We start from the raw sequence: 23935 nt of genomic DNA, 5'->3' as shown, positions 1-23935 counted from the left end.
ATGAGCAACAGCACCACTGAGCCGGTCCAGCCGCTCTCCACCGAGCAGTTGTCGGCCACCACCCTGCTGCGGTTCGCCACCGCCGGCTCTGTCGACGACGGCAAGTCCACCCTGGTGGGCCGCCTGCTTCACGACTCCAAGTCGGTCCTGACCGACCAGCTGGAGGCCGTGGAGCGCGTCTCGGCGAGCCGCGGCGCCGACGCCCCCGACCTGGCGCTGCTCACCGACGGCCTGCGGGCCGAGCGGGAGCAGGGCATCACCATCGACGTCGCCTACCGCTACTTCGCCACCGCCCGGCGCCGGTTCATCCTCGCCGACACCCCCGGGCACGTGCAGTACACCCGCAACATGGTCACCGGCGCCTCCACGGCCGACCTCGCCGTGGTCCTCGTGGACGCCCGCAACGGCGTCATCGAGCAGACCCGCCGGCACGCCGCGGTCGCCGCGCTCCTGCGCGTGCCGCACGTGGTGCTCGCCGTGAACAAGATGGACCTGGTCGCGTACGACGAGACCGTCTTCGCGAGGATCGCGGAGGAATTCACCGCCTACGCGGGCGAGCTGGGCGTCCCGGAGATCACCGCGATCCCGATCTCGGCGCTGGCCGGTGACAATGTCGTCGAGCCGTCCTCGAACATGGACTGGTACGGCGGCCCCACCGTCCTGGAGCACCTGGAGACGGTCCCGGTCAGCCACGACCTGGCCACCTGCCACGCGCGCCTGCCCGTCCAGTACGTGATCCGCCCGCAGACCGCCGAGCACCCCGACTACCGCGGCTACGCGGGCCAGATCGCGGCCGGCGCGTTCCGGGTCGGCGAGTCCGTGACGGTGCTGCCCTCCGGACGGACCTCGAAGGTCGCCGGGATCGACCTGCTGGGCACGCCGGTGGACGTGGCGTGGACGCCGCAGTCGGTCACCCTGCTCCTTGAGGACGACATCGACATCTCGCGCGGCGACCTGATCGTGCCCAGCGGTGACGCCCCGCCGACCACGCAGGACATCGAGGCGACGGTCTGCCACGTCGCGGACACCGCGCTCGCCGTCGGCCAGCGGGTGCTGCTCAAGCACACCACCCGCACGGTCAAGGCGATCGTGAAGGAGATCCCGTCGCGGCTCACCCTCGACGACCTCTCCCAGCACCCCGAGCCCGGCCGGCTCGTCGCCAACGACATCGGCCGCGTCAAGGTCCGCACCGCCGAGCCGCTCGCCCTCGACTCGTACGCCGACTCGCGCCGCACCGGTTCCTTCCTGCTCATCGACCCGGCGGACGGCACGACGCTCGCGGCCGGCATGGCGGGCGACGCGTTCGCCGCGCCGACCGACGCCGTGGCGGAGACCGGCTCCGCGGCCGACGACGAGGGCTGGGACTTCTGACCATGACCTACGTCGACATGTTCGCGACGTTCGCGAAAGAGGGCGGCCGCATCGGCAGCGGCGCCCTCGGCAGCGGACAGGGCGGGGTGGCGCGATGTGCGGCGTAACGCCCCGGACGGGAACCGCGCACGCGCACCGCGTGCGCGCCCACGCCCGTCCCTGCCGCACCTGTGCCCCCGTACGAAGACGAAGACCTGCCGACCACCCGGCCACGACCTGACGGCGTGAGACCGGGCCAACGAGAGGACCACCTCCCGTGCCTGCACCACGCACCCGCCTCGCCGCCCTCGCGGCACTGCCCCTGCTCGCCCTGGCGCTCGGCGCCTGCGGCTACGGCTCCGAGGCGGCCGACGCCGACGAGAAGTCCAAGGTCGCCGAGGGCGCCGAGAAGATCGACGGCCTGGACAGCGTGAAGATCGGTTACTTCCCGAACCTCACCCACGCCACCGCCCTCGTCGGCAGCCAGGAAGGCCTGTTCCAGAAGGAGCTCGGCGGCACGGAGGCGAAGTACTCGCAGTTCAACGCGGGCCCCTCGGAGATCGAGGCGCTCAACGCCGGCTCCATCGACATCGGCTGGATCGGCCCGTCGCCCGCCATCAACGGCTACGCCAAGTCGCAGGGCAAGAACCTGCGGATCATCGGCGGCTCCGCGTCCGGCGGCGTGAAGCTCGTGGTGAACCCCGCGAAGATCAAGTCCCTGGACGACGTCAAGGGCAAGAAGATCGCGACGCCGCAGCTCGGCAACACCCAGGACGTCGCCTTCCTCAACTGGATCGCCGAGCAGGGCTGGAACGTCGACGCGCAGAGCGGCAAGGGCGACGTGTCCGTCGTCCGCACCGACAACAAGATCACCCCGGACGCCTACAAGTCCGGTTCCGTGGACGGCGCCTGGGTACCGGAGCCGACCGCCTCCAAGCTGGTCGCCGAGGGCGGCAAGGTCCTGCTGGACGAGGCCGACCTGTGGCCGGACAAGAAGTTCGTGATCACGAACATCATCGTGCGGCAGGAGTTCCTGAAGGAGCACCCGAAGGTCGTCGAGGCCGTGCTGCGCGGCGCCGTGAAGACCAACGCGTGGATCGAGAAGAACCCGGAGAAGGCCAAGGCGGCCGCGAACGCCCGGCTGAAGGCGGACTCCGGCAAGGCGCTGCCCGCCGAGGTGCTCGACCCGGCGTGGAAGTCGATCGCGACGACCGACGACCCGCTGGCCGCCACCCTCGACGCGCAGGCGGCCCACGCCGTCAAGGCCGGTCTCCTGGAGAAGCCCGACCTCAAGGGCATCTACGACCTCCGCCCGCTGAACAAGGTTCTCAAGGCCGCGGGCGAGTCCCCGGTCGACGACGCCGGTCTCGGCGTCAAGTAGCCCCGGACCACGACCCGTTCCCAGGAGGTGACGACCATGGCAAGCACCCTCGCCAAGGCCGCGGAGGACACCCGCACCACGGCCGGCCAAGCCGCGCGGATCGAGCACGTCTCGAAGTCCTTCGGCGGTCCCGCCGGACCCCAGCTGGTCCTGGACGACATCACGCTCGATGTCGCGCCGGGCGAGTTCGTCACCCTCCTGGGAGCCTCCGGCTGCGGCAAGTCGACGCTGCTCAATCTGGTCGCGGGGCTCGACGAGCCGTCCGCGGGCACCATCGCGACGGACGGCCGCCCGGCCCTGATGTTCCAGGAGCACGCCCTCTTCCCGTGGCTGACCGCGGGCAAGAACATCGAGCTCGCCCTCAAACTGCGCGGCGTGCCGAAGCCCGAGCGCCGCCCGAGGGCCGAGGAGCTCCTCGAACTCGTCCGGCTGCAGGGCGCGTACGGCAAGCGGGTGCACGAGCTGTCCGGCGGCATGCGCCAGCGCGTGGCGCTGGCCCGCGCGCTGGCCCAGGACAGCAGGCTGCTGCTGATGGACGAGCCGTTCGCGGCGCTGGACGCGATCACGCGCGATGTGCTGCACGACGAGCTGACCCGCATCTGGCGCGAGACGAACGTCTCCGTCCTCTTCGTCACGCACAACGTCCGCGAGGCCGTGCGCCTCGCCCAGCGCGTCGTGCTCCTCTCGTCGCGTCCCGGCCGGGTGGCGCACGAGTGGCGGGTCGGCATCGAGCACCCGCGCCGCATCGAGGACACCGCCGTGGCGGAACTGTCCGTCGAGATCACCGAACAACTGCGTGGGGAGATCCGCCGCCATGGCCAGCACTGAGACGACAGGACCGGTCAAGGCTGCCGGGGACGGCCAGGACCTCGCCGGCCTGGAGGCGGGCCTCGACGCGCTGGAGACGAAGGCGGGCCCCACCCGCACGCCGGTGCGGCAGGTGCTCGTCCAGAAGGTGGTGCCGCCGCTCACCGCGGTGGTCCTCGTCGTGCTCGTGTGGCAGGCGCTGGTCTCCTTCAAGATCGTCGACGATCCGACGAAGCTGCCCTCGCCGTCCGCGGTGTGGGACGAGGTGACCGACGCGTGGCTGCAGGGCACGCTGCTCGACTACATCTGGACCTCCGTCTCGCGCGGCCTGCTCGGCTTCCTGCTCGCCCTCGCGATCGGCACACCGCTCGGCCTGATCGTCGCGCGGGTGCGGTTCATCCGGGCCGCGATCGGCCCCATCCTCTCCGGCCTGCAGTCGCTGCCGTCGGTGGCGTGGGTGCCGCCCGCGGTGCTGTGGCTGGGCCTGAACAACTCGATGATGTACGCGGTGATCCTGCTCGGCGCGGTCCCCTCCATCGCCAACGGCCTGGTCTCCGGCGTCGACCAGGTGCCGCCGCTGTTCCTGCGGGCGGGCCGCACGCTCGGCGCGACGGGCCTGCGCCACACCTGGCACATCGTGCTGCCCGCGGCGCTGCCCGGCTATCTCGCGGGGCTCAAGCAGGGCTGGGCGTTCTCCTGGCGCTCACTCATGGCCGCCGAGATCATCGCGTCGTCGCCGGAGCTCGGCGTCGGACTCGGGCAGCTCCTGGAGAACGGCCGCAACGCCAGCTCCATGCCCATGATCTTCCTCGCCATCCTGCTCATCCTGATCGTCGGCATCGCCATCGACCTGCTGATCTTCAGCCCGCTGGAGCGGCGCGTCCTGCGCAGCCGCGGCCTCCTCGTGAGGAGCTGAGTCCCGTGCACCGTCCCGTCCTCCTCGTCATCGCCCACGGCAGCCGCGACCCGCGGCACGCCGCGACCGTGCACGCCCTGGTGCGCCGGGTGCGGTCGCTGCGCCCCGGGCTGCGCGTGGAGACGGCCTTCCTCGACTTCAACACCCCTTCCGTCCACGGGGTGCTGGAGCGGCTCGCGGCCGAGGGCGTACGCGACGTCGTGGCGCTGCCCCTGCTCCTGACGCGGGCGTTCCACGCCAAGGCGGACATCCCCGCGGTGCTGCGCGAGGCGCCGCCGGTGCTGCGCGTCCGGCAGGCGGCGGTGCTCGGCCCGTCCCCGCTGCTCCTGTCCGCCCTGGAGCAGCGGCTGTACGAGGCGGGGCTCGACCCCGCCGACAGGTCCTCGACCGGGGTCGTCCTGGCCTCGGCGGGGTCGTCGGACCCGGAGGCGATCGCAGTGATCGCTGATATCGCGCGGGAGTGGCGGCACACCGGTTGGTGCGCCGTGCGGCCTGCGTTCGCCTCCGCGTCCCTGCCGCGCACGGAGGACGCCGTGCGCGAGCTGCGGGCCGTGGCCGGGGTGCGGCGGGTGGCCGTCGCCCCCTATGTCCTGGCCCCCGGCTTCCTGCCGGACCGCATCGCGCGGGGCGCGGCGGGTGCCGACGTCCTGGCCGACGTCCTCGGACCGGCGCCGGCGGTCGCCCGGCTCCTGGTACGGCGCTACGACGAGGCCTATGCGCCTGGCACCTGCCAGGTTGCGCCTCTGGCGCGGACTCCCGCACTGGCCTAGCTTGTGGGTTCATGACCCCGAGCCGATCCCGCACGCTGTGGCTGCGCACCGAACCCCTGCACGCGGTGGTCTACTTCGAGGACCGCTGCCGCGGCCTCGGCCGGGCCGTGGGCCTCAAGGGCTTCTGGATGGGGTACTTCGCGGCCCGCACCGCGCCGATGGGCCGCGTCGGTCCCGGGGTGGCCGCCGCGGCACTGGGTGTCTTCGCCCCCGGCATGGTCGCGCGCGCCCTGCCGTCCGCGTGGGAGTACGCGTCACCGGACCGCGTCATCGAGGAGCGCGCCCGCCTCACGGCCGCCGCCCTGCGCCAACTCGTTCCTTCCGTCGGGACGTTGGCTGCCGCGGTGAACGGCCCCCTGATGGCCATGGTGGAGGACGCCCCGTCGCTCGCCCGCCCGCTGTTCGCCGCCAACCGCGACCTGGCGCACCGCGCCGATCCGGTCGAGCGGCTCTGGCAACTGTGCACGTGCGTGCGTGAGTTCCGCGGCGACGCGCACGTCGCGGTCCTCGCCGACCGCGGTCTGGACGCCCGCGAAAGCCTCGTCCTCGCCGCCGCGACCGACCGCGTGGACGCGGCCGGCATCCGGCAGGACCGGGGCTGGACCGAGGAGGAGTGGGCCGTCTCCGTGGACCGGATGCGCGGCCTCGGCCTGCTCGACGCGCTGGGCCGCGTCACCGAACGCGGCCTTACGGAGCGGGAGTTGATCGAGGACGACACGGACCGCCTCGCGGCACGCCTGCTGCGCCCCCTGCACCACGGGGAGACGGAGGCGCTCCTCACCGCCCTGGAACCGGCGGCCCGCCACATCCTGGACTCGGACGTCCTGCCGTTCCCGAACCCCATCGGACTGCCGCGGGCGGTGGGCTGAGCGTCCCCCGCGAATCCGTTTGCACCCCCGCGCCGGGCGCCCTACCGTCACGCGGATGACACCCGAACTGCGGTCCGAACGCCTTTCCCTCTCTCCCTATGCCGTCTCCGACGAGGCGGACTTCGTGGCGCTGTTCCAGGACGAGGCGGTGGGGCGCTGGTTCGGGGACGGGATGCAGAGCGAGGCGGCGGACCGGGAGCTGTTCGGGCGGATCTTCAGCCGCGTGTACGCGGAGGGGCGCTTTCCCGTGTGGGCAGTCCGGTACGAGGGGCGCTATGCCGGCCACGCCGAGGTCAAGCCCTCGCCGGAGAGCTGGCTCGACGGCCACGAGATCGTCTACGGCCTCACCAGGGAGAGCTGGGGGCTCGGGCTCGGCACCGAGCTGGCGGGGCTCCTCACCTCGTACGGGCACGAGACCCTGGGCCTGGCCGAGGTGCACGCGACCGTCGACGCGGAGAACGCCCCCTCCCTCTCCGTCCTCAAGCGCCTCGGTTACACGCAGAGCCGCACGGTCCCCGAGGAGGGCGGCACGGTCACCCTCCAGCTGACGTCCCGGCGCACCGAGGGCTGAACTCCGGGGGCGGTCTCAGGAGAAGTCGAGGCCGCCGGTGCGGGTGCGCTTCAGCTCGAAGAAGTCCGGGTGGCCCGCGAGGACGCGGAAGCTGTCGAAGAGCCGGGCCGCCTCCTCGCCGCGCGGGATCGCGCGCAGCACGGGCCCGAACCAGACGGTGCCGTCGACGTGGAGCGTCGGCGTGCCCACGTAGCCGCCGGCCCCGGGCTCCTTGCCCGCGTCGTGGCTGCGGCGCAGGACGTCGTCGTACGAGGCGTCGTGCGCCGCAGCCGCGAGATCGGCCGGCAGCCCCAGCTCGGCCAGGGCCTGGGCGGCGACCTCTTCGAAGTCCTCGTTCCCGTCCTGGTGGATGCGGGTCCCGAAGGCGGTGTAGAGGTCGCGGAGGACCTTGTCGCCGTGCCGGTCGGCGGCGGCCGCGGCGATTCTCGTCAGGGTGAGCGAGCGGTCGACCAGGTCCCGGTACCAGTCGGGGAGTTCGTTGCCCTCGTTGTGGAAGAAGAGGCTCATCACGTGGAAGCGGACGTCGAGGTGGCGGTGGCGTTCGACCTCCAGGATCCAGCGCGAGGTGATCCAGGCGAACGGGCAGGCCGGGTCGAAGTAGAAGTCGACCCGGGCCGGGGCTGAGGGGGGCGTGGGGGTGGTGGCGCCGGGTGCGGCGTCGGTGTTGGTCATGCGCCGACACTAACCAGCGAATGGCGCGGACTTCTGGGCCATTGCCGCCCCACCCGCGCGGGCCACTTCACCCCCGACTCCGTCCGCCTCCCCTCCCTTTCTCATCCTCCGTCGATCTCCCGGGCCAGCTCCGCGACCGTCATCGATCCGGCGGGCCGCCGCTCGCGGGCGCACGTGTTCGCCACCCGCTGGAGGGCGTCGTTCACCGGCGTCGGAACCCCGTGCCACCTGCCGAGCAGGGCGATCTCGCCGTTGAGGTAGTCGGCCTCGATGCTGCCCGTGCCGCGGTCCAGGCTCTGCCAGGAGGAGCCGCCGACGCGCGGTGAGCCGTCGAAGGGGTCGAAGCGGATGTGGTCGGCGCGGGCCTGCCGCTGCTCCTCGTCGCCGACCCAGGCGATGCCGGCCGCGGTGAGCGCGGCCTCGCCCTCGGCGCGGGCCCTGGCGTACAGGTTCCGCGCATCGTCGCCGGAGATCGGTCCGGTGACGGCCTCGACGGAGTTGGCCAGGTTGGCGAGCAGCTTCGCGTACTTCCAGCGCAGCACGTCCGCGACGACGGGCGCGAGGATCCGCGACTTCTCCAGGTCCGCGGCGATCCGCCGGGCGGTGTCGTCCGTGCCCGCCGGGTAGCGGCCGATGTGCAGCATGCCCGAGTGGGGGCTGCCCGCGGCGGACACCGCGCCCGGTTCCGTGTGGGAGGCGGGCATCCAGACGCACACGCCGTACACGTGCCGGAAGCGGCGCAGGGCGATGCGCTCGCTCTCCACGCCGTTCTGCGCGCAGACGAGGGGCAGCTTCTCGGCCGCCGTGCCGCCGCCGGCCACCGGGCGGCCGCCCCAGGCGTCGAGGGCCGCCGTGACGTCCTGGGTCTTCACGGCGAGGAAGAGTATGTCGTCGCCGCGCAACTCGCCCAGCTCGGCGGGGTGTTCCACCACCGGCAGCCGGTGGGTCCGTGCCCCCTCGGGTGTCCTGAGGCGCAGTCCGCCGCCCCGCAGCGCCGCGGCGTGGGCGCCCCGCGTGACGAGCACCACGTCGTGTCCGGCCTCGGCGAGCCGCCCGCCCACGGTGCCGCCGACGGCCCCTGCTCCGATGATGACGTAGCGCATGCGTGGCCTCATTCCTCGCTGAACGGTGTCGCCTGGTGGAACCAGAGCCGCCAGGTGCCTTCGGTGCGTCGCCACAGTGAACTGCGGTGTGCCCGGCGGCCGTTGTCGTCCGTGTCGAAGGTCAGGTGCACCAGGTCGTCGGCGAGCTGGACGCCCTTCATGCGGGAGGTGGTGAAGGGCCGGGTGCCGGGTTCCGGGGTCGCCGTGAGGACCCGGACGATCGACGCGCGGTCCCACTGCGCGCCGGACGCGCCGAACTCGGTGAACTCCGGGTGCAGCAGGACCTCGAAGAGTTCGGGCGACGCGCGCACCTCGGGGTCGATGAGGCGCAGCTCGCCCTCGATGGCGGCCTGGACGGCGGCATTGCGGTCAGTCACGGGTCAACTCCACGAGCTGGGTGACGGTGTTCCAGTTGCGGGTGGTGGCGACGAGGCCCTTGGTCAGGGCGGGTCTCGCCAGCTGTTCGGCGAGCTTGGAGCGGCCGAGGCCGTCGGGGGCGTACAGATAGAGGACGCGGTCGCCGAGCCTGAACTCCTCGGGCATGAAGGCGACTTCGTCGATTGCCGCGAAGCGTTCCCGGTCGACCGGTGCGGAGAAGTAGGTGACGTGCAGCTGTTTGGGCTGCAGGCCGGCGGCGGGGAAGGGGCAGGCGTCGGCCACCGCCTTCAGGTAGGCGCTGTCGCGCACGAGGACGTCGACGGCGAAGCCGAAGTGCTCCTCGATCGCCGCCCGGACCTCGGCCGCCAGGGACTCCTCGCCGCCGTGGTCCGCGGTGAAGACGGCGTTGCCGCTCTGCAGATACGTCCGTACGCCGCCGTGGCCGAGCCCCTCCAGGAGCGTCCGCAGGTCGGCCATCGGCACTTTCCTGTGGCCGCCCACGTTGATGCCGCGCAGCAGCGCCGCGTATGTCTTGATCGCCATGTGCACACGATAGAGCGGCCGCCGTGCCCCGTGGGGGTGGGCACGACGGCCGCGGCTCAGCGGGCGGCGAGGGTTACTCGACGACCTTCAGGAGCTTGTTGGGCGTGCCCTCGCTCGGGTTGGAGATCTTGTCGGCGGTGGCACCGTCGGTCAGCGCCTTGGCGACGTCCGCGGGCTTGGCGTCCGGGTGGGCGGCGACGTAGACGGCGGCGGCGCCGACGACGTGCGGGGTCGCCATCGAGGTGCCGGAGATGGTGTTGGTGGCGTCGTCACCGGTGTTCCAGGCGGACGTGATGTCCGAGCCCGGGGCGTAGATGTCCACGACGGAGCCGTAGTTGGAGAAGTCGGACTGCTCGTCGTCCTTGGTGGAGGAGGCGACCGTGATGGCGTCCTTCACGCGGGCCGGGGAGCCCTGGGAGGCGTCGGTCGACTCGTTGCCCGCGGCGACCGCGAAGGTGACGCCGGCGTCGATCGCCTTCTGTACGGCCGCGTCGAGCGCTTCATCCGCTCCGCCGCCGAGGCTCATGTTGGCGACGGAGGGGCCCTGGTGGTTCTTGGTGACCCAGTCGATGCCCGCGACGACCTGCTCGGTGGTGCCGGAGCCCTGGTCGTCGAGGACGCGGACGGCGACGATCTTCGCCTTCTTGGCGACGCCGTGCGCGTCACCGGCGATGGTGCCGGCGACGTGCGTGCCGTGGCCGTTGCCGTCGTCGGCGTTGTCGTCGTTGTCGACGGCGTCGAAACCGGAGACGGCGCGGCCGCCGAAGTCCTTGTGGCTGACGCGGACACCGGTGTCGATGACGTACGCGGTGGCGCCCCCACCCGCGGCGTCCGGGTAGGTGTACTTCTTGTCGGCCGCGGTGTCCGCCTGGTCGATGCGGTCCAGGCCCCACGACGGCGGGTTGTCCTGGGTGGCGTCGATGGTGAACTTCTTGGACTGGACGACCTTGCCGACGGACGGGTCGGCGGCCAGGCGCTTGGCCTCGGTCTCACTCAGGCCCTTGGCGGAGAAGCCGTTGATCGCGGAGGAGTAGTTGCGCTTGAGCTCGCCGCCGTACTCCTCGGCCAGGTCGGACTTGCCGGCCTTGTCGACCTTCTCGTCGAGCATCACGATGTAGCTGCCGGCCACGGCGCCCTTGGCGTCCAGGCCGTACACCTTGCCCTCGGCGGGGGTAGCCGCACCGGCGAAGGAGGTCGCGAAGACGGTGACGCCGACCGCGGTGGCGGCGGTGGCTATCGCGGCGGTGAGCTTCATCGTGCGGGCACGCTTGTGTGTTGCCATGAAGAGGGGTCTCCTCAGTGCTGTGTGGGGGGATGTGGGGGGGTGTTCAGCTGTTTCGCGCAGGGCCTGCCGTGACGACAAGTTCGTCGCGACATCCCTCTGGGGCCGGAAGATCTCCGGGTGTTGGGACGAAACCCTGTCTGATTGACGCGCGCAGATCAATACCTACATACAGCTGTGACTTGTTCAACAAGGTTCCGTAATAACAAACCGGATCTGTGCTGCCGGACCGGACATCCCGGGCCACAGCACCCCCAACTCCCGGTAACAGAAGGCGTTTCGCGCCACACGCGCGACAACGCCGGACGTGCTGGGAGAACCAGCTCGTCCGGCGTCGGGAGCATGCGTGCGGGCGGTCGCGCCTCAGGCCGCGGCGGGGACCTTCTGCTCCTCGAAGGAGTCGATCGTCCGCGTGAAGTCACGGGTCGAGAGCAGCAGCTTGTAGATGATGGCGAGTTCGAAGACCAGCAGGAGCGCACCCGAAATGATCGTCGCGGGAATCACCGCGTCGAAGAGCGGGCCGATCATGAAGACGCCCATCTGGAACTCGATTCCGCTCACCAGGTGCGCGCGGATGCGGTGGCGCAGCAGGAAGGAACGGGCCCGCAGATACGCGGGGAACTTCCGCCGGAACTCCTGGTGCAGGTCGATCACCTGGGCCTTCGGAGCCACCGCCGCCGTCTCCCCCTCGGCTCCGGCCTCCTGCGACTGCTGCTGGGCGTAGGGCGCCTCGCCCGCGGCCCGCTGCAGGTCCTGCTCGATGTCCGCCGAGGGGTTGTCCCGCAGAAGGTCCTCCATGAAGGCGAGCTCGGCGTCGTTCTGCGCGCGCCGGGCGGCCCGCATGCGCGTCTTGATCTGCTTGCGCATGGTGTGCCGGATCTTGAAGATTTCCAGCGAGTTGATGTAGCGCAGGGTGTCGAGCGCGACGACGGCGAGCGCGAGCCAGATGTAGAGGGTGTCGCCGGTGCGGTCGTACTGGCCCCACATCAGCGCGACACCGCACACCATGACGCGGATCCGGTCGAAGACGAAGTCCAGCCAGGCGCCGAAGACGGAGCCCTGCCCGGTGAGCCGGGCGACCTTGCCGTCCATGCAGTCGAGGATGAAGCTGAAGTGGTAGATCACCGCACCGAGGGCGAGCCACTTCCAGTCGCCGAACGCGAAACACGCCGCCGAGCCGAGCCCGAGAAGGAACGCGCCCCAGGTGATCTGGTTCGGCGTGATCCGCGTGTACTTGGCGGTGAGCCGCACGAGCGGCGTGGCGACCGGGTCGACAAGCAACACGGTCCACCACGCGTCACGCTTCTTCTCGGTGATGCGGCGCACCTCGGCGAGGGGCGGTATGTCTCGACGCATGGGGGTCAACTTCCTGGCGTTCGGCGAAAGTTCACCCCACGCTAGGAAGTGGTTCACCCAAGGAACAAGATCTACGCTGTGCAACCTTTGACCGGGGGTAACAGTCAACCTTTCAGGGCGAGTCAATGGGCCTTCCAGCACGGTGGCGCGTTATCAGAGCGTTACCGAATAACTGGGCCGCCGAGGGAACCGCGTCACGCAGCGTCACGTCGGGGTCGTTCGGCCCGCGCCTTCTCCAGCTCCTCCTCGATGAGGTCGGCCGCCCTCCGCGTGCCGCCCTCCCCCGCCACCGACCGCTGGATCTCCCCCAGTCTGCGGGCCACTTCGGGGTCCCCGACCAGCGCGAGGACCGCCTCGCGCAGCGTCTCGGCGGTGGCCTCCTCCATGGGCACGTGCCGGGCGACACCCAGCCCCTGGAGCATGTCCGCGTTGCCGAACTGGTCGACGGCCTGCGGCACGGCCACCATCGGCGTCGCGGTCGCAAGACCCTCCTGGCTGCCGCCCGCGCCGGCGTGGGTGATGAAGGCGTCGGCCTTTTTGAGGACCGCGAGCTGCGGCACCCAGGGGTGCACCTCTACGTTCTCCGGTACGTCCCCGAGCTCGCCCGCGTGGACGTGCCTGCCGACCTGGAGCACCACGTGCCAGCCCGGCAGGCCCCCGAAGGCCTTGACGCACTCGCGGTAGAAGCCGGGCTGCTTGGTGAAGGACGAGCCGAGCGAGACGAGCAGCACCTTCTCGGCGCTCGCGGGCCGCTCCCAGTCGCCCTGCGCCGCCCGGTCGCCCTGGCAGGCGCCGACGAAGGTGTGGACGCTCTCGTCGACCCGGTCGGCGTGCGGCTGCAGCGCCTTCGGGATCAGCACGAGGGAGCGCGACGGCCTGCCGACGAAGGGGTCCGGGTGCTGGGTGATGCCGTTCTCGGCGAGCCAGCCGATGAAGCGTTCGTAGTACGCCCGCCCGCGCTCGGTCTCCTTCAGCTCCGCGTACATCGGCTCGGCGACCTCCTCCTCGTAACCGTCCCAGGCGACGAGGTTCGGCGAGAGGGAGATCTCGGGGACGCCCCAGCGGCGGGCGAGGACGCGTGCCGGGTAGGAGGTGATGTCATACAGGACGAGGTCGGGCTCGTCCCCTTCATAGGCGCGGGCCAGCTCCGGCAGGACGTGGATCGCGTCGGCGAGGAACGGCTCGATGTTGTCGATCAGTTCGGTGCCCCAGGCCTCCGGGTCGTCGTCCGGGGCGGGCAGCGTCGTGGCGTAGGGCCGGGGCTCGGCGCCGGTCTCGGCGACCTTGTCCACGAAGAGGTGCGGGATGGCGTACGTGACGCGGTGGCCGCGCGCGACGAGCTCGCGGATCACTTCGAGGCTCGGGTTGACGTGCCCGTGGGCGGCGATCGAGAACATGGCGATGTGGGCAGGCCCGGATGAGGTCATGCCCGGACCTTAAGCGAGACGAGACGTCTCGTGCAAGTGCAAGTGGTGGGAGTAGCGGGAGCTAGGCGGGGTTGTCGTCGGCGGCCGCCGCCTCGTTGTAGCGGAGCAGATACTCGGCGAACCGCGACAGGTCCGCCCCGCTCCACCCCGCGAGCCGCTCCTGGAAGGCGACCCGGCGTGCGGCGCCGACCTGCGCGAGGACCTCGTTGCCCCGCTCGGTCGGATGCAGCACGTGCACCCGGTGGTCGGCCGGGTCGAGCCGCCGCTCGACGAGCCCGGCCTTCTCCAGGGCGCCGACCTGCCTACTGATGGTCGACTTGTCGAGCGTGTAGTGCGCGGCGAGGTCCGTGGCCCGGCAGCCCCCCTGGTCCTCCAGATGGCCGAGCAGCGTGAAGGACACGAGCGAGAGCTCGGGGTGCATCCGTGCGGCGGTGGCGCGGGCCCGGCGGGCGAACGCGGTCATCTCCCGCTGAATGATCTCGATGGACTCGTCCCGGACGCCGGTTCCGGCCTCGGGTCCAGCCCCGGGCCCTTCTCGATCGGTCACGATTTCTCCCTCTCCTCGAATGGTTGTAGAGTACAACACAAGAAGAGTTGTATATGCCAACCACCTCTGCCGAGCCCAGCCCGAGCACGCCGATCCACCGGAGTCCCCCCTATGTCCGCCACCCCCGCGGAACCCGCCGCCCGACTGCGTGACGTCCTGCGCCACGTCCTCCTCCACCTGCTCACGCCCCTGCTGATGTGCCTCGGCATGGGCCTCGCCTACATGGGCGCGTTCGTCACGCCCGAGCCGAACGACATGCCGATCGCCGTCGTCGGCTCGGGCCCGCAGACCCAGGCCTTCGCGCAGACCGTCAAGGACAAGGCGGGCGACGCCCTGGACGTGCGCACCCTCACCACCCGCGACCAGGCGGTCGACGCCCTCAAGTCGCAGGACATCGCGGGCGCCTACGTCCCCGACGCGAAGTCGCCCGAGCTGATCGTGGCCACCGCCGGATCCGACATGAGCGCGACGGCCGCGCAGAAGATCTTCACGCCCGTCGCGGCGGAGCAGGGCAGGCCGCTGAAGGTCACCGACGTGGCCGCGCCGGTCGACGACGACCCCACGGGCCAGGGCCTGTTCTTCCTGCTCGTCGCCGTGAGCATCGGCTCGTACGCGTCGGTGGCGGTGCTCGGCGCGGCGGGCGCAGGGCTGCGGATGCGGGCCCGCGCAGGGCTCGTCGTGGGTGTCTCCTTCGCCGTCAGCCTGATCGGCGCGGCGCTCGCGGGCCCGGTCTTCCACCTGGTGCACCAGGGGCTGTGGGGCGTGTGGGCCATGTGCTGGCTGTACGCGGCGGGGATCCTCTTCATCGGCGTGGGACTGCACACGTTCCTGAAGCGCTGGACGACGCTGGCGATGATGGTCCTCTTCGTGATGCTCAACTTCACGACGTCCGGCGGGCTCTTCCGCCCCGAGCTGCAGAACGGCTTCTTCGGCTCCCTGCACGCCTTCTGGAACGGCGCGGGCTTCGTCGAGGGCGTCCGCAGCCACCTCTACTTCGGCGGCCACGGACTCGGCGCCCACGTCTGGACACTGGCCGGCTGGCTGCTGCTCGGCCTGGTCGTGGTCGGCGTCGCGGCACTCCGGGAGCGGCGCGGGCGCGCCGCGGTCACCCCGGCGACCGCTCAGGCACGCCACGCACGGGTGGCCGGTGGTGACGCCCAGGAAGAGGAGATGGAGGAGTCGGTGGCGGTGTGACGACGCGGCTGCACTTTTGGGCCCCGCATCGCTTCGGCGGTGCGGGGCCCTGTCGCACTTACCTCCGGCTCGCCCCGTACGAGCCGGTGTAGTCGGGGTAGTCGGGGTAGTCGGGGTAGTCGGGGTAGTTGCCGGTCGGCGGTGCGCCGGGCGGGGCGGTGGTGGGGACCGACGGGGCGTGGTGGCGGCCGTGGGGTCGGGCCGGCCTGCGGGGCCACCACAGGCCGCGGCCGAGGAGCGCGGCCAGGGCGGGCACCAGGACGAGGGAGAGCACGAGCGAGGAGAGCAGGATGCCCAGGCCCGTGGCGAAGCCGATCTCCTGGGTTGCGGGGCTCGCGGCCAGGCTCGCGAAGGACCCGGCGAGCACGATGCCGGCCGTGGCGACGGCGGGCGCGGTGTGCCGTACCGCCTCGGCCACCGCGTGCCGGGCCGGTACCTGCTTCTCCATCTCCTCCCTGATGCGGTCGGTGATCAGGATGTTGTAGTCGGTGCCGAGGGCGACGACGAAGAGGAAGAGCACCAGGGGCAGCGTGAACGAGACCCCCGGCCGGTCGAGGCCGTGCTGGAAGAGCAGCGTGCTGGAGCCGAGCGTGGCCAGGAACCCGAGCCCCACGGCGATCATCAGCACGACCGGGGCGAGCAGGGAGCGCAACAGCAGGAAGAGGATGACCGCGATCAGCAGGGCCGCAACCGGGAACACCAGCCGAAGGTCCTTCTCCACGGCCGTCGAGATGTCGGCGAAGACGGCGGCCGTCCCCGTGACGTACGCCTCGGTGCCCTCCGGGGCGGTCCGTGCGGCCGTCTCCCTGACGGGTCCCGAGACCAGGTCGCGTGCCTTCTGCGTATCGGACTTCACGCTGAGGAACAGGTCGACCCGCGCGGCCGTGCGGTCCTTGCTGAGCACCGGCTCGCCCACCTCGCCGACGCCCTCCGCCTCGGCGAGGGAGCGGGTCATGCCGGTGAGCGAACTCGCCTTGATGTCACCGCCGTTCGTGCTGCGTACGTACACGGTGTGCGGGTCGGAGACGCCCGCGGGCAGGCTGCGCGAGATCTGCTCCGCGGTCCTGGTGGCGGCGGTCTCGTGCAGGCCCTGCTGGTCGTAGCTCATCTTCATGCCGAGCGCGCCCGCGCCCAGCGCGCCGAGCAGCACCAGGCTGCCGAGGGCGTACCGCAGTGGCCTGCTGCTCACCGCGTGCCCCAGGCGTGCGGTGAAGCCGCCGGTGCGCTCCTTCTTCCAGGCGCGCGCGGGCCAGAACATGCCGCGTCCGAAGAGGGCGAGGAGCGCCGGCATGAGCGTGAGGCTGGCGAGGAGCATGACGAGCACGGAGAGCGCGATGGCGGGGCCGAGGACACGGAACTGCCCGAAACTCGCCAGGCCCAGCGTCGCGAAGGCCGCCACGATCGTCAGCGCGGCGGACGTGATCGCGCTGCCGACCCGCCCGGTCGTCTCGGCCGCGGCCGTCCGGGCGTTCTGCCCGGGGTGGTTCCGCAGCTGCTCCCTGAACCGGAACATCAGGAAGAGGAAGTAGTCGATGCCTATGCCGATGAGGACGACGCCGATCAGTGAGGGCGTCGACGCGTCGAGGCTGATGCCGAAGAGCTTCGCCGCGCCGACCACGGTGCCCGAGGCGACCCCGCCGATCAGCGCCACCGCGATCAGCGGCACGAACGCGGCCGCGAGGCTGCGGAACACCAGCACGTTCAGGAGGACGATGAGGCCCATCGTCAGATTGGCGACGAGCTTCCCCGTGGGTTCCTCGGCCTCCGTGTCGTCGACCGTGGAGGCGATGCCGCCGGTGAAGCCGACCCGCATGTCCGCGTCGGCGAACTCGTCCTTCGCGGTGTCGCGGAACTCCTTGTAGACGTCCTGCAGTCCGGGGTCCTGGGGGTTCCCGTCGAACGACACCGTCAGGAGCCGGAACGTCCCGTCCGGCGCCACGGCTCCCGGTGAGACGCGCGGGGTCTGCGAGTGGTCCTTCATGAGCGGTTCGGGCTTCGGCGCCGCGATCCGCTCCCGGCCGAGGCCCGCCGCGGTGTCCGCGATGCGCCGCCGGTCGCCCGCCGTGAGCCTGCCGCCGTCGTTCTTGGCGACGAGCACCGTCAGGGCGTTGGGGTCGGGCCTGGTGCCGAACTCGTCCTCCGCGATGCGCAGCGCCACCGCCGAGTCGTACTTCTTGGGCAGGAAGTCCCCGGCCTGGGAGTCGGTGACGTCGTACATCATCGTCTGCCCCACGAACGACAGGGCCGCTCCGAGGACGGTCCAGACCACGATGGTCAGCCATCGGTGCCGGGTGGAGAAGGAGGTCAGCTTGCGGATCATGCCAACAGGTCATCACGCGGGGCCCGTTGGGAGCGTCGGCCGCCGGGAGGGGACGCGCCCGTGACCGTGGTCCGGTACGGCGTCGCGGGCAGTACTCCAGTACGGGGCGGAAGAACCGCCTCCGCGCCGATTCCCGGCCCCACCGGTCGGGATGTAATGGGTGGAGCGACGGGACATCGGGGCCCGACGGACTGGTTCGACTTGGAGGCGCCCTGATGGGCCGCGACTTCTTCCCGCCGGTACCGCCCACGGGCGGGGCCCGGCCGACGCCGGGTGATGTGGCGGTCGCCGTCGTCGCGGTGGGGCTCGACGTGCTGGCGTACCTCGCCCCGGGCGAGGAGGGCACGGGAGCGGCCGTGACCGTACCGGGTGTCCTGCTGATCGTCGTCTCCCTGGTCCCGCTGCTCTTCAGGCGCCGGCACCCCGTGCCGGTGTTCGGCGCGGTCCTCGCGGTGCAGCTGGCCGTCAATCTGGGGCTCGCCGTCGACCCGGGCACGCCGATGTCGAACAGCTACGGCGGCGCCGTCGCGGTGGGGCTCTACACCGTGGCCAGGTACAGCGGGCGGCGTGCCGTGGCGCTGGCGACCGTGGCCACCGCGCCCGTGCAGATCGCGCGCTACTGGCACAACGACGTGCCCTTCCTGGGGGTCGGCCTCACCGATGTCCTGGTCACGCCCTGCCTCATCGTCGCCATCAGCCTGGCCGTGCGGCAGTGGCAGCGGCAGCTGGAGATCAACCGGAAGCTGCTCGCCGACCGCGCGGTGACCGAGGAGCGGCGCCGCATCGCGCGGGAGCTCCACGACATCGTGGCCCACCACATCACCACCATGTACCTGATGTCGGGCGGCGCCAGGTCGACCCTGGACCGCGACCCCGAGACGGCCCGCGAGGCACTGGTGACGCTGGAGGAGTCCGGCCGCACCGCCCTGCACGAGATGCGGCAGCTCCTCGGGGTGCTGCGCAGCACCGACACCTTGGAGGAGGCGCCGTCGGAGCCCCAGCCCGGGGTGGACGGCATCGAGCGGCTCGTCGCCGACTCCACCGCCGCGGGCCTGCCCGCCGAACTCCACGTCACCGGGCGGTCCCGCCCGCTGCCGATGACCGTCGGGCTCACCCTCTACCGCATCGTGCAGGAGGCGTTGACCAACGCCCGCAAGCACGCGGGGCCCGCCCGTGCGACGGTGCGGCTCGCCTATCTCCCGGACCGCGTCACCGTGGAGGTGACCGACGACGGCGCCGGGGCCGGGGCCACCGCAGGCAGGGCGCCCGGCGGGGGTGTCACGGGCAGCGGATACGGTCTCCTCGGCATGCGGGAACGCATCGCTCTGCACGACGGTTCCCTGCGCGTCGGCAGCCGGACGGAAGGCGGGTTCGAAGTGGTCGCGAGCGTGCCGCTGCCCGCCGACGCGTACGACGCCGGCACCGCCGACTCCCCTGACGCCGCCGACACACACGAGAAGGACGGCACGCGATGACCTCTCCCACCGGACCCACCGCCGGGGCCGAGCCGACGCCGGAGTCGGGCACCGGGCCCGAGCGCATCACCGTGCTCATCGCGGACGACCAGCCCCTCGTCCGCCGCGGCCTGTCGCTCATCCTGCTCTCCGACCCCGCCGTCGAGGTCGTCGGCGAGGTGGGCGACGGCGAGCAGGCCATCGCGGCGGCCCGCGAACTGCGCCCCGACGTGATCCTGATGGACATCCGCATGCCGGTGCTCGACGGGGTCAGGGCCACCGAGCGCCTCGCCGCCGAGCTGCCCGGCTGCCGGGTCCTCGCGCTCAGCACCTTCGACATGGACGAGCACGTGGTCGGTGCCCTGCGGGCGGGGGCCTCGGGGTTCCTGCCCAAGGACGTCTCCCCGGAGGAGCTGGTCGCCGCGCTGCGCACCGTCCACCGCGGCGAGGCCGTCGTCGCCCCGCGGCTGCTGACCCGGCTGCTCGCCACCTTCGTCACCCCGGCCCCGGCCACGCGCCCGCCGGCCGGGGGCCTCTCCGGACTCACCCCGCGCGAGGTCGAGGTGCTCCGGCTGATCGCCGCGGGCCTCGACAACGCGGAGATCGCCCAGCGAATGGCGATCGGCGTCCAGACCGTGAAGAACCACGCCACCGGCATCTTCGCCAAGCTGGGCGTCCGCGACCGCGCGCAGGCGGTCATCGTCGCCTACGAGACGGGACTCGTGCGGGCGGGCCAGGGCAACGGGACCAGGGCCTGAACGCCCGGTGCTGTACGGCGCCCCGTCAGGGCGCGGGGAACTGGGGTTTTCAAGGGGCGCGGGGAACTGGGGTTTTCAAGGGGCGCGGGGAACTGCGCGACCAGCCACATCCGGCCCGCAGCGAACCAGCCGCCCACCCGGCGGAGCACTCACCGCTGATACCTCTTGAGCACCAGATTCCCGTCCTTGACGAGCCGTTTCCTGAGCTCAGGGAGGCCGATCGCCCCGCTGTAGTACTCCTGCAGCGCGGGCGTGGCGACCTTGTCCTTCCACTCCGGGTAGCCGCGCACGGTCTGCGCGGGCGCCGGCCGCAGATGCTCGGCGAGCGCCGTCCCCGCGGCCCAGTCGTCCTTCTTCGTCCGCAGGGCGGGATCCCTCAGGGCCTCCGCGCCCGTGGGCAGCATCCAGTCGCCCCGCGCGAGCTTCACCATGTTGTCCGGCTGGAGGAAGAAGTCGATGAACTCGGCCGCCTCCCTCTTGTGCGGGCTGTCCTCGGAGACGGACAGGGTCTGCGGGCTGACACCCTGCACGAGTCCCTCCTCGCCCGCCGGGGCGGGCAGCACCTGCCAGTCGAAGCCCTCGGGCGCCTGCTGGGCGATCTGCTGGCGGTAGGAGAAGCCGAGCGGGACCATCGCGTACTTGCCGCCGAAGAAGCCGGGCAGGGTGTCGGAGCCGCCCAAGCCGAGGGTCGTGCCCGAGGCGCTCCTGTCGTTGTTGACCTGGTCGTGGACCGTGCGCGGCATGACCGCGTCGGCCGCGCCGAAGCGGACGTCGACCTTGCCGTCCGCGCCCCGGTGGAACATCTTCCCGCCGGTGGACAGCGAGAGGTTGAGCGTCGCGGAGACCGGTTCCTTGAGCGGCCAGGCGACGCCGTACTTCCCGTCCTCGCCGTCGCCGAGCTCCTTGGTGATCTTCCGGAACTCCGCCCAGCTCCACGGCTTCTCGGGCGTCGGGATCCGTACGCCCGACTTCTTGAGCCACTTCGCGTTGGCGATCAGGACGCGCGGCTCCTGGAGGAACGGCACGCCGTAGACCTTGCCCCGGAAGGTCGTCGTCTCCCAGCTGCGCTCGGGGATGTCGGCCTTGAGGCGCTCGGGGAGCAGGTCGCCGATGTCCGCGAGATACCCGCCGTACGCGAAGTCGGCGAGGTCGTCCGACGCGTCGTGGATGATGTCCGGCGCCTCCCCGCCCTCGAAGGAGGTGAGCAGCTGGTCGTGGACGCTGTCCCAACTTCCCTGGACGTACTCGACCTTGACGTCCGGATGTGTGGCGTTCCACTCCTCGACGAGCGCCTTGTTGGCGTCGACGGACTCCTTCTGCCAGGCGAGGGACTGAAACTGGAGAGTGATCTTCCCGTCGTCGTCACCGGAGTCGCCGCTGCAGCCGGTGAGCAGCAGGGCGAGAGCGGTCGCCGTGGCCGCGAGGAGCCGTGGTGCCGTACGCATCAGGCCTTCACCGCCCCGGCCAGCATGCCGCCCGTGATCCGCTTCTGGATGATCGCGAAGATGACCAGCGAGGGGATGGTCGCGAGGAACGCCGCCGCGGCGAGCGGCCCGAGGTCGGCGACGCCCTCCGCGCCGATGAAGCGGTTGAGGATGACCGGCAAGGTCTGCTTCTCCGGGGTCTTGAGCAGGACGAGCGCGAAGAAGAACTCGTTCCACGCGGTGATGAAGGCGAACATCGCCGTGGCCACGATGCCGGGCGCGAGCAGCGGCGCGACGACCGACACGAACGTCCGCACCCTGCTCGCGCCGTCCACCGCCGCGGCCTCCTCCAGCTCCGTGGGGACCGCGCGGACGTACCCGACGAGCATCCACAGCGCGAACGGCAGCGACCACACCACGTACACCGCGATCAGACCGACCAGCGAGTTGATCAGATGCAGGTTCTTCAGGATGAGGAACAGCGGGATGATGATCAGGACGAACGGGAACGCCTGGCTGATCACCACCCATCCGGTGGCCGCCTTCGCGAGGCGGCTGCGGTGCCTGGCCATGACGTACGCCATCGGGGTCGCGATGACGACCGCGATCAGGGCCGCGCTGAGCGCCGCGATCAGGGAGTTGCCCGCGGCCCGCAGGAGCGGCTGCTCGTCGAAGGCCTGCCGGAAGTTCTCCAGGGTCGGGTCCTTCGGGATCCAGGTGGGGTGCAGGCTGCCCAGTTCCCGGGCGGGCTTGAAGGCCGTGGAGATCAGCCAGAGGAACGGGAAGGCGAGGAAGACCAGATAGGCGGCGAGTGCCACGTACTGCGCGGCGCGCGTCGACTTCTTCGTACGCATCATGCCTCGTCGCCTCCCTTCAGGCGGCCGACGAGGTAGCAGGCGAGGATCACGGAGATCACCGCGACCATCACGCAGCCCATGGCGGCGGCATAGCCGAACTGGCCGTAGCGGAACGCCTCTTCGTAGGCGAAGAGCATGGGGAGGCGGGTGCGGCCGCCGGGGCCGCCCTGGGTGAGGACGTAGACCAGGGCGAAGGAGTTGAAGTTCCAGATGAAGTTGAGCGCCGTGATGGCGAGGGCGATCGGCTTGATCGCGGGCCAGGTGACGGTGCGGAACCGGCGCCAGGCGCCCGCGCCGTCCATCGCGGCCGCCTCGTGCAGTTCCCGCGGGGTGTTCTGCAGTCCGGCGAGGAGCGCGACGGTGGTCTGCGGCATGCCCGCCCAGATGCCGACGACGATGACGGCGAGGAGCGCGGTGGCCGTGCCGGTCAGCCAGTCCTTGCCGTCCCCCAGGCTGAGGTCGGCGAGCGTTTCGTTGAGCACGCCCGCGTCCGGGTGGTAGACGAGCCGCCACATGATGCCGACGACCACCTCGGGCATCGCCCACGGAATGATCGCGAGCGCCCGCGCCAGCCAGCGCATCCGCAGTGGCTGGTTGAGCAGGAGGGCGAGGCCGAGGGCGAGGAAGAACTGCGGCACGGTGACGCCGAAGGCCCACAGCAGGCCGATCCTGAACGAGTCCCAGAACAGCGTGTCGTGCAGCAGGTCCTGGAAGTTGAGGGCGCCGATCCACTGGGTGGGTTCGGTGCGGCCCGACTGGGAGTCGGTGAAGGCCAGCGCGATGCCGTAGAGGAGCGGGCCGACGCTGAGGACGAGGATCGGGATCAGCGCGGGCAGCACCAGGAACCACGCGCCGTGGTCCGCGGCCCCTCGTCCCTGCGCGCCTCTCGCTGACCGCTTCGTCGCGGTCGCCAATGTCACGGAATCGGCTCCTTCGGGCGGCTCGTGCGGGTCCGGCCGCCCCGGCGGCCCCCGTCATCGTGCTGATGTGATCTTGGTACGTCAAGCAGCTGCGCGCCCTCGCACGCCGGTTGGCCTGTGCGAATGCGAGACTGTCGGGCGAACGGGGCAACAGGTGCGGGAGGCACGGGATGGACGAGGCACGGGCGCGGGACGTACTGGACGCGGCGGAGCTGCCGGTTCCGGTGAGGGGGGCCCAGCTGCTCGCGCTCGGCGAGAACGCGGTGTTCGCCGTCGGCGAGCTGGTCGTCAAGGTCGGCCGCGCCGCCCCCGAACTCCTCGCGAGGGCGCGGCGCGAGCTGGCCGTCGCCGCGTGGCTGGAGAAGGCCGGCGTCCCCGCCGTGCGGGCCGCCGAGACCGGGGCGCGCCTGGTGGACGGCCATCCGGTGACGCTCTGGCACCGGCTCCCTGATGCCGTGCGGCCCGCGGAGCCGCGCGATCTGGCGGCGCTCATCCGTCGCGTGCACGCACTGGACTCCCCCTCCTTCGAGCTCCCGCGCCGCGAACTGCTCGGCGGTGTGGAGCGGTGGCTGCGGCTCGCCGGTGACGCGATCGATCCGGCCGACGCGGACTATCTGCGCGAGCGCAGGGACGGGTTCGCCGTCGCCGCGGCGGCGCTGACCCCGCACCTCACGCCGGGCCCCGTGCACGGCGACGCGCTGCCCCGCAATGTCCTGGTGGGCCCCGGCGGGCCCGTGCTCGTGGATCTGGAGACGTTCTCCGCCGACCTGCGGGAGCACGACCTGGTCGTCATGGCGCTCTCCCGCGACCGGTACGGGCTCTCCCCGGAGGCGTACGACGGATTCGTGTCGGTCTACGGCTGGGACGTGCGGGAGTGGGAGGGGTGCGGCGTGCTGCGCGGCGCCCGGGAGACGGCGAGCTGCGCGTGGGTCGCGCAGCACGCGCCCGCCAATCCGAAGGCGCTCGTCGAGTTCCGCCGGCGCGTGGCGTCCCTCCGGGACGGCGACGCGACCGTCCGCTGGTACCCCTTCTAGGG

The 23935-nt window shown here is 71.5% G+C and carries 23 protein-coding genes; 11 read left to right on the top strand and 12 right to left on the bottom strand.

What is annotated here, in order from left to right; genetic code table 11:
* The 7 genes from AB0H82_RS32295 (at position 1) to AB0H82_RS32265 (ending at position 6664) form a co-directional block, all read left to right on the top strand.
* On the top strand, positions 1-1371 hold the full coding sequence (locus tag AB0H82_RS32295) for a GTP-binding protein (RefSeq protein ID WP_362999060.1): 1371 nt from the start codon (positions 1-3) through the stop codon (positions 1369-1371).
* 256 nt (positions 1372-1627) lie between these two features.
* Positions 1628-2731, top strand: a complete 1104-nt coding sequence (locus AB0H82_RS32290) for an aliphatic sulfonate ABC transporter substrate-binding protein (RefSeq protein ID WP_362999059.1) — start codon at positions 1628-1630, stop codon at positions 2729-2731.
* 36 nt (positions 2732-2767) lie between these two features.
* Positions 2768-3559, top strand: a complete 792-nt coding sequence (locus AB0H82_RS32285) for an ABC transporter ATP-binding protein (protein WP_362999058.1) — start codon at positions 2768-2770, stop codon at positions 3557-3559.
* Complete coding sequence (locus AB0H82_RS32280) at positions 3546-4454, top strand: ABC transporter permease subunit (RefSeq protein ID WP_362999057.1); 909 nt, start codon at positions 3546-3548, stop codon at positions 4452-4454. Before AB0H82_RS32285 ends, AB0H82_RS32280 begins: the two co-directional genes overlap by 14 nt.
* A 5-nt stretch (positions 4455-4459) precedes the next feature.
* Positions 4460-5224: a sirohydrochlorin chelatase gene (locus AB0H82_RS32275; RefSeq protein WP_362999056.1), complete on the top strand. Its 765-nt coding sequence runs from the start codon at positions 4460-4462 to the stop codon at positions 5222-5224.
* 11 nt (positions 5225-5235) lie between these two features.
* Complete coding sequence (locus tag AB0H82_RS32270; RefSeq protein WP_362999055.1) at positions 5236-6093, top strand: hypothetical protein; 858 nt, start codon at positions 5236-5238, stop codon at positions 6091-6093.
* A gap of 55 nt (positions 6094-6148) precedes the next feature.
* On the top strand, positions 6149-6664 hold the full coding sequence (locus AB0H82_RS32265; protein WP_362999054.1) for a GNAT family N-acetyltransferase: 516 nt from the start codon (positions 6149-6151) through the stop codon (positions 6662-6664).
* 15 nt (positions 6665-6679) lie between these two features.
* Here the strand turns inward: AB0H82_RS32265 and AB0H82_RS32260 are convergent, their stop codons facing one another.
* The 8 genes from AB0H82_RS32260 to AB0H82_RS32225 form a co-directional block, all read right to left on the bottom strand.
* On the bottom strand, positions 6680-7336 hold the full coding sequence (locus AB0H82_RS32260) for a DsbA family protein (RefSeq protein ID WP_362999053.1): 657 nt from the start codon (positions 7334-7336) through the stop codon (positions 6680-6682).
* A gap of 101 nt (positions 7337-7437) precedes the next feature.
* The gene (locus tag AB0H82_RS32255; RefSeq protein WP_362999052.1) at positions 7438-8439 is read right to left on the bottom strand and encodes a 2-dehydropantoate 2-reductase N-terminal domain-containing protein; all 1002 of its coding nucleotides are present in this window, start codon (positions 8437-8439) and stop codon (positions 7438-7440) included.
* 8 nt (positions 8440-8447) lie between these two features.
* Positions 8448-8816 carry a DUF4440 domain-containing protein gene (locus AB0H82_RS32250; protein ID WP_362999051.1) on the bottom strand — a complete coding sequence of 123 codons (369 nt, stop codon included), beginning with the start codon at positions 8814-8816 and terminating at the stop codon, positions 8448-8450.
* Entirely contained in the window at positions 8809-9360 is a 552-nt protein-coding gene (locus AB0H82_RS32245; RefSeq protein WP_362999050.1) for a DUF1697 domain-containing protein, read from the bottom strand. Before AB0H82_RS32245 ends, AB0H82_RS32250 begins: the two co-directional genes overlap by 8 nt.
* A gap of 73 nt (positions 9361-9433) precedes the next feature.
* Positions 9434-10642, bottom strand: a complete 1209-nt coding sequence (locus tag AB0H82_RS32240; RefSeq protein ID WP_362999049.1) for a S8 family peptidase — start codon at positions 10640-10642, stop codon at positions 9434-9436.
* Positions 10643-11005: 363 nt separating this feature from the next.
* Complete coding sequence (locus AB0H82_RS32235; RefSeq protein ID WP_362999048.1) at positions 11006-11998, bottom strand: CDP-alcohol phosphatidyltransferase family protein; 993 nt, start codon at positions 11996-11998, stop codon at positions 11006-11008.
* Positions 11999-12192: 194 nt separating this feature from the next.
* Positions 12193-13425 (bottom strand): macrolide-inactivating glycosyltransferase, encoded by a 1233-nt coding sequence (gene mgt, locus AB0H82_RS32230; protein ID WP_362999047.1) that lies wholly within the window; start codon positions 13423-13425, stop codon positions 12193-12195.
* Between the two features lie 61 nt (positions 13426-13486).
* A complete protein-coding gene (locus AB0H82_RS32225) occupies positions 13487-13888 on the bottom strand; it encodes a MarR family winged helix-turn-helix transcriptional regulator (protein ID WP_362999072.1) in 402 nt (133 codons plus the stop codon).
* 195 nt (positions 13889-14083) lie between these two features.
* Here AB0H82_RS32225 and AB0H82_RS32220 point away from each other — a divergent pair, with 195 nt between their 5' ends.
* Positions 14084-15166 carry a hypothetical protein gene (locus tag AB0H82_RS32220; RefSeq protein WP_362999046.1) on the top strand — a complete coding sequence of 361 codons (1083 nt, stop codon included), beginning with the start codon at positions 14084-14086 and terminating at the stop codon, positions 15164-15166.
* A 58-nt stretch (positions 15167-15224) separates the two neighbouring features.
* On the opposite strand, the gene AB0H82_RS32215 is transcribed toward AB0H82_RS32220, so the two are convergent.
* Complete coding sequence (locus tag AB0H82_RS32215) at positions 15225-17486, bottom strand: MMPL family transporter (protein ID WP_362999045.1); 2262 nt, start codon at positions 17484-17486, stop codon at positions 15225-15227.
* A 215-nt stretch (positions 17487-17701) separates the two neighbouring features.
* Between AB0H82_RS32215 and AB0H82_RS32210 the strand changes: the two genes are divergently transcribed.
* Together AB0H82_RS32210 and AB0H82_RS32205 are read left to right on the top strand one after the other, a co-directional pair.
* A complete protein-coding gene (locus tag AB0H82_RS32210) occupies positions 17702-18961 on the top strand; it encodes a sensor histidine kinase (RefSeq protein WP_362999044.1) in 1260 nt (419 codons plus the stop codon).
* The gene (locus tag AB0H82_RS32205) at positions 18958-19698 is read left to right on the top strand and encodes a response regulator transcription factor (RefSeq protein ID WP_362999043.1); all 741 of its coding nucleotides are present in this window, start codon (positions 18958-18960) and stop codon (positions 19696-19698) included. The genes AB0H82_RS32210 and AB0H82_RS32205 overlap by 4 nt, the downstream gene beginning before the upstream one ends.
* Positions 19699-19847: 149 nt before the next feature.
* Here AB0H82_RS32205 and AB0H82_RS32200 read toward each other — a convergent pair whose 3' ends face one another.
* From AB0H82_RS32200 to AB0H82_RS32190, 3 genes are read right to left on the bottom strand one after another with little or no spacing between them, the layout of a single operon-like run.
* Positions 19848-21143, bottom strand: coding sequence for a sugar ABC transporter substrate-binding protein (locus AB0H82_RS32200; protein WP_362999042.1), 1296 nt, complete (start codon positions 21141-21143; stop codon positions 19848-19850).
* Positions 21143-21976, bottom strand: a complete 834-nt coding sequence (locus tag AB0H82_RS32195; protein WP_362999071.1) for a carbohydrate ABC transporter permease — start codon at positions 21974-21976, stop codon at positions 21143-21145. The genes AB0H82_RS32200 and AB0H82_RS32195 overlap by 1 nt, the downstream gene beginning before the upstream one ends.
* Positions 21976-22899: a sugar ABC transporter permease gene (locus AB0H82_RS32190; protein WP_362999041.1), complete on the bottom strand. Its 924-nt coding sequence runs from the start codon at positions 22897-22899 to the stop codon at positions 21976-21978. The genes AB0H82_RS32195 and AB0H82_RS32190 overlap by 1 nt, the downstream gene beginning before the upstream one ends.
* 170 nt (positions 22900-23069) lie before the next feature.
* Between AB0H82_RS32190 and AB0H82_RS32185 the strand changes: the two genes are divergently transcribed.
* The gene (locus tag AB0H82_RS32185) at positions 23070-23933 is read left to right on the top strand and encodes an aminoglycoside phosphotransferase family protein (protein ID WP_362999040.1); all 864 of its coding nucleotides are present in this window, start codon (positions 23070-23072) and stop codon (positions 23931-23933) included.
* The last annotated feature ends 2 nt before the right edge of the window (positions 23934-23935 follow it).

Source organism: Streptomyces sp. NPDC050732, assembly GCF_040654255.1.
Lineage (GTDB): Bacteria > Actinomycetota > Actinomycetes > Streptomycetales > Streptomycetaceae > Streptomyces.
This window is presented reverse-complemented; position numbering and strand designations above follow the sequence as displayed.

What these genes read in the sequence shown, in the direction of transcription:
- AB0H82_RS32295 (WP_362999060.1), top strand. Translation starts at nt 1, where the DNA reads ATGAGCAACAGCACCACTGAGCCGGTCCAGCCGCTCTCCACCGAGCAG.
- AB0H82_RS32285 (WP_362999058.1), top strand. Translation starts at nt 2,768, where the DNA reads ATGGCAAGCACCCTCGCCAAGGCCGCGGAGGACACCCGCACCACGGCC.
- AB0H82_RS32280 (WP_362999057.1), top strand. Translation starts at nt 3,546, where the DNA reads ATGGCCAGCACTGAGACGACAGGACCGGTCAAGGCTGCCGGGGACGGC.
- AB0H82_RS32270 (WP_362999055.1), top strand. Translation starts at nt 5,236, where the DNA reads ATGACCCCGAGCCGATCCCGCACGCTGTGGCTGCGCACCGAACCCCTG.
- AB0H82_RS32265 (WP_362999054.1), top strand. Translation starts at nt 6,149, where the DNA reads ATGACACCCGAACTGCGGTCCGAACGCCTTTCCCTCTCTCCCTATGCC.
- AB0H82_RS32260 (WP_362999053.1), bottom strand. Translation starts at nt 7,336, where the DNA reads ATGACCAACACCGACGCCGCACCCGGCGCCACCACCCCCACGCCCCCC.
- AB0H82_RS32255 (WP_362999052.1), bottom strand. Translation starts at nt 8,439, where the DNA reads ATGCGCTACGTCATCATCGGAGCAGGGGCCGTCGGCGGCACCGTGGGC.
- AB0H82_RS32245 (WP_362999050.1), bottom strand. Translation starts at nt 9,360, where the DNA reads ATGGCGATCAAGACATACGCGGCGCTGCTGCGCGGCATCAACGTGGGC.
- AB0H82_RS32240 (WP_362999049.1), bottom strand. Translation starts at nt 10,642, where the DNA reads ATGGCAACACACAAGCGTGCCCGCACGATGAAGCTCACCGCCGCGATA.
- AB0H82_RS32235 (WP_362999048.1), bottom strand. Translation starts at nt 11,998, where the DNA reads ATGCGTCGAGACATACCGCCCCTCGCCGAGGTGCGCCGCATCACCGAG.
- mgt (WP_362999047.1), bottom strand. Translation starts at nt 13,425, where the DNA reads ATGACCTCATCCGGGCCTGCCCACATCGCCATGTTCTCGATCGCCGCC.
- AB0H82_RS32225 (WP_362999072.1), bottom strand. Translation starts at nt 13,888, where the DNA reads ATGACCGCGTTCGCCCGCCGGGCCCGCGCCACCGCCGCACGGATGCAC.
- AB0H82_RS32220 (WP_362999046.1), top strand. Translation starts at nt 14,084, where the DNA reads ATGTCCGCCACCCCCGCGGAACCCGCCGCCCGACTGCGTGACGTCCTG.
- AB0H82_RS32215 (WP_362999045.1), bottom strand. Translation starts at nt 17,486, where the DNA reads ATGATCCGCAAGCTGACCTCCTTCTCCACCCGGCACCGATGGCTGACC.
- AB0H82_RS32210 (WP_362999044.1), top strand. Translation starts at nt 17,702, where the DNA reads ATGGGCCGCGACTTCTTCCCGCCGGTACCGCCCACGGGCGGGGCCCGG.
- AB0H82_RS32205 (WP_362999043.1), top strand. Translation starts at nt 18,958, where the DNA reads ATGACCTCTCCCACCGGACCCACCGCCGGGGCCGAGCCGACGCCGGAG.
- AB0H82_RS32200 (WP_362999042.1), bottom strand. Translation starts at nt 21,143, where the DNA reads ATGCGTACGGCACCACGGCTCCTCGCGGCCACGGCGACCGCTCTCGCC.
- AB0H82_RS32195 (WP_362999071.1), bottom strand. Translation starts at nt 21,976, where the DNA reads ATGCGTACGAAGAAGTCGACGCGCGCCGCGCAGTACGTGGCACTCGCC.
- AB0H82_RS32185 (WP_362999040.1), top strand. Translation starts at nt 23,070, where the DNA reads ATGGACGAGGCACGGGCGCGGGACGTACTGGACGCGGCGGAGCTGCCG.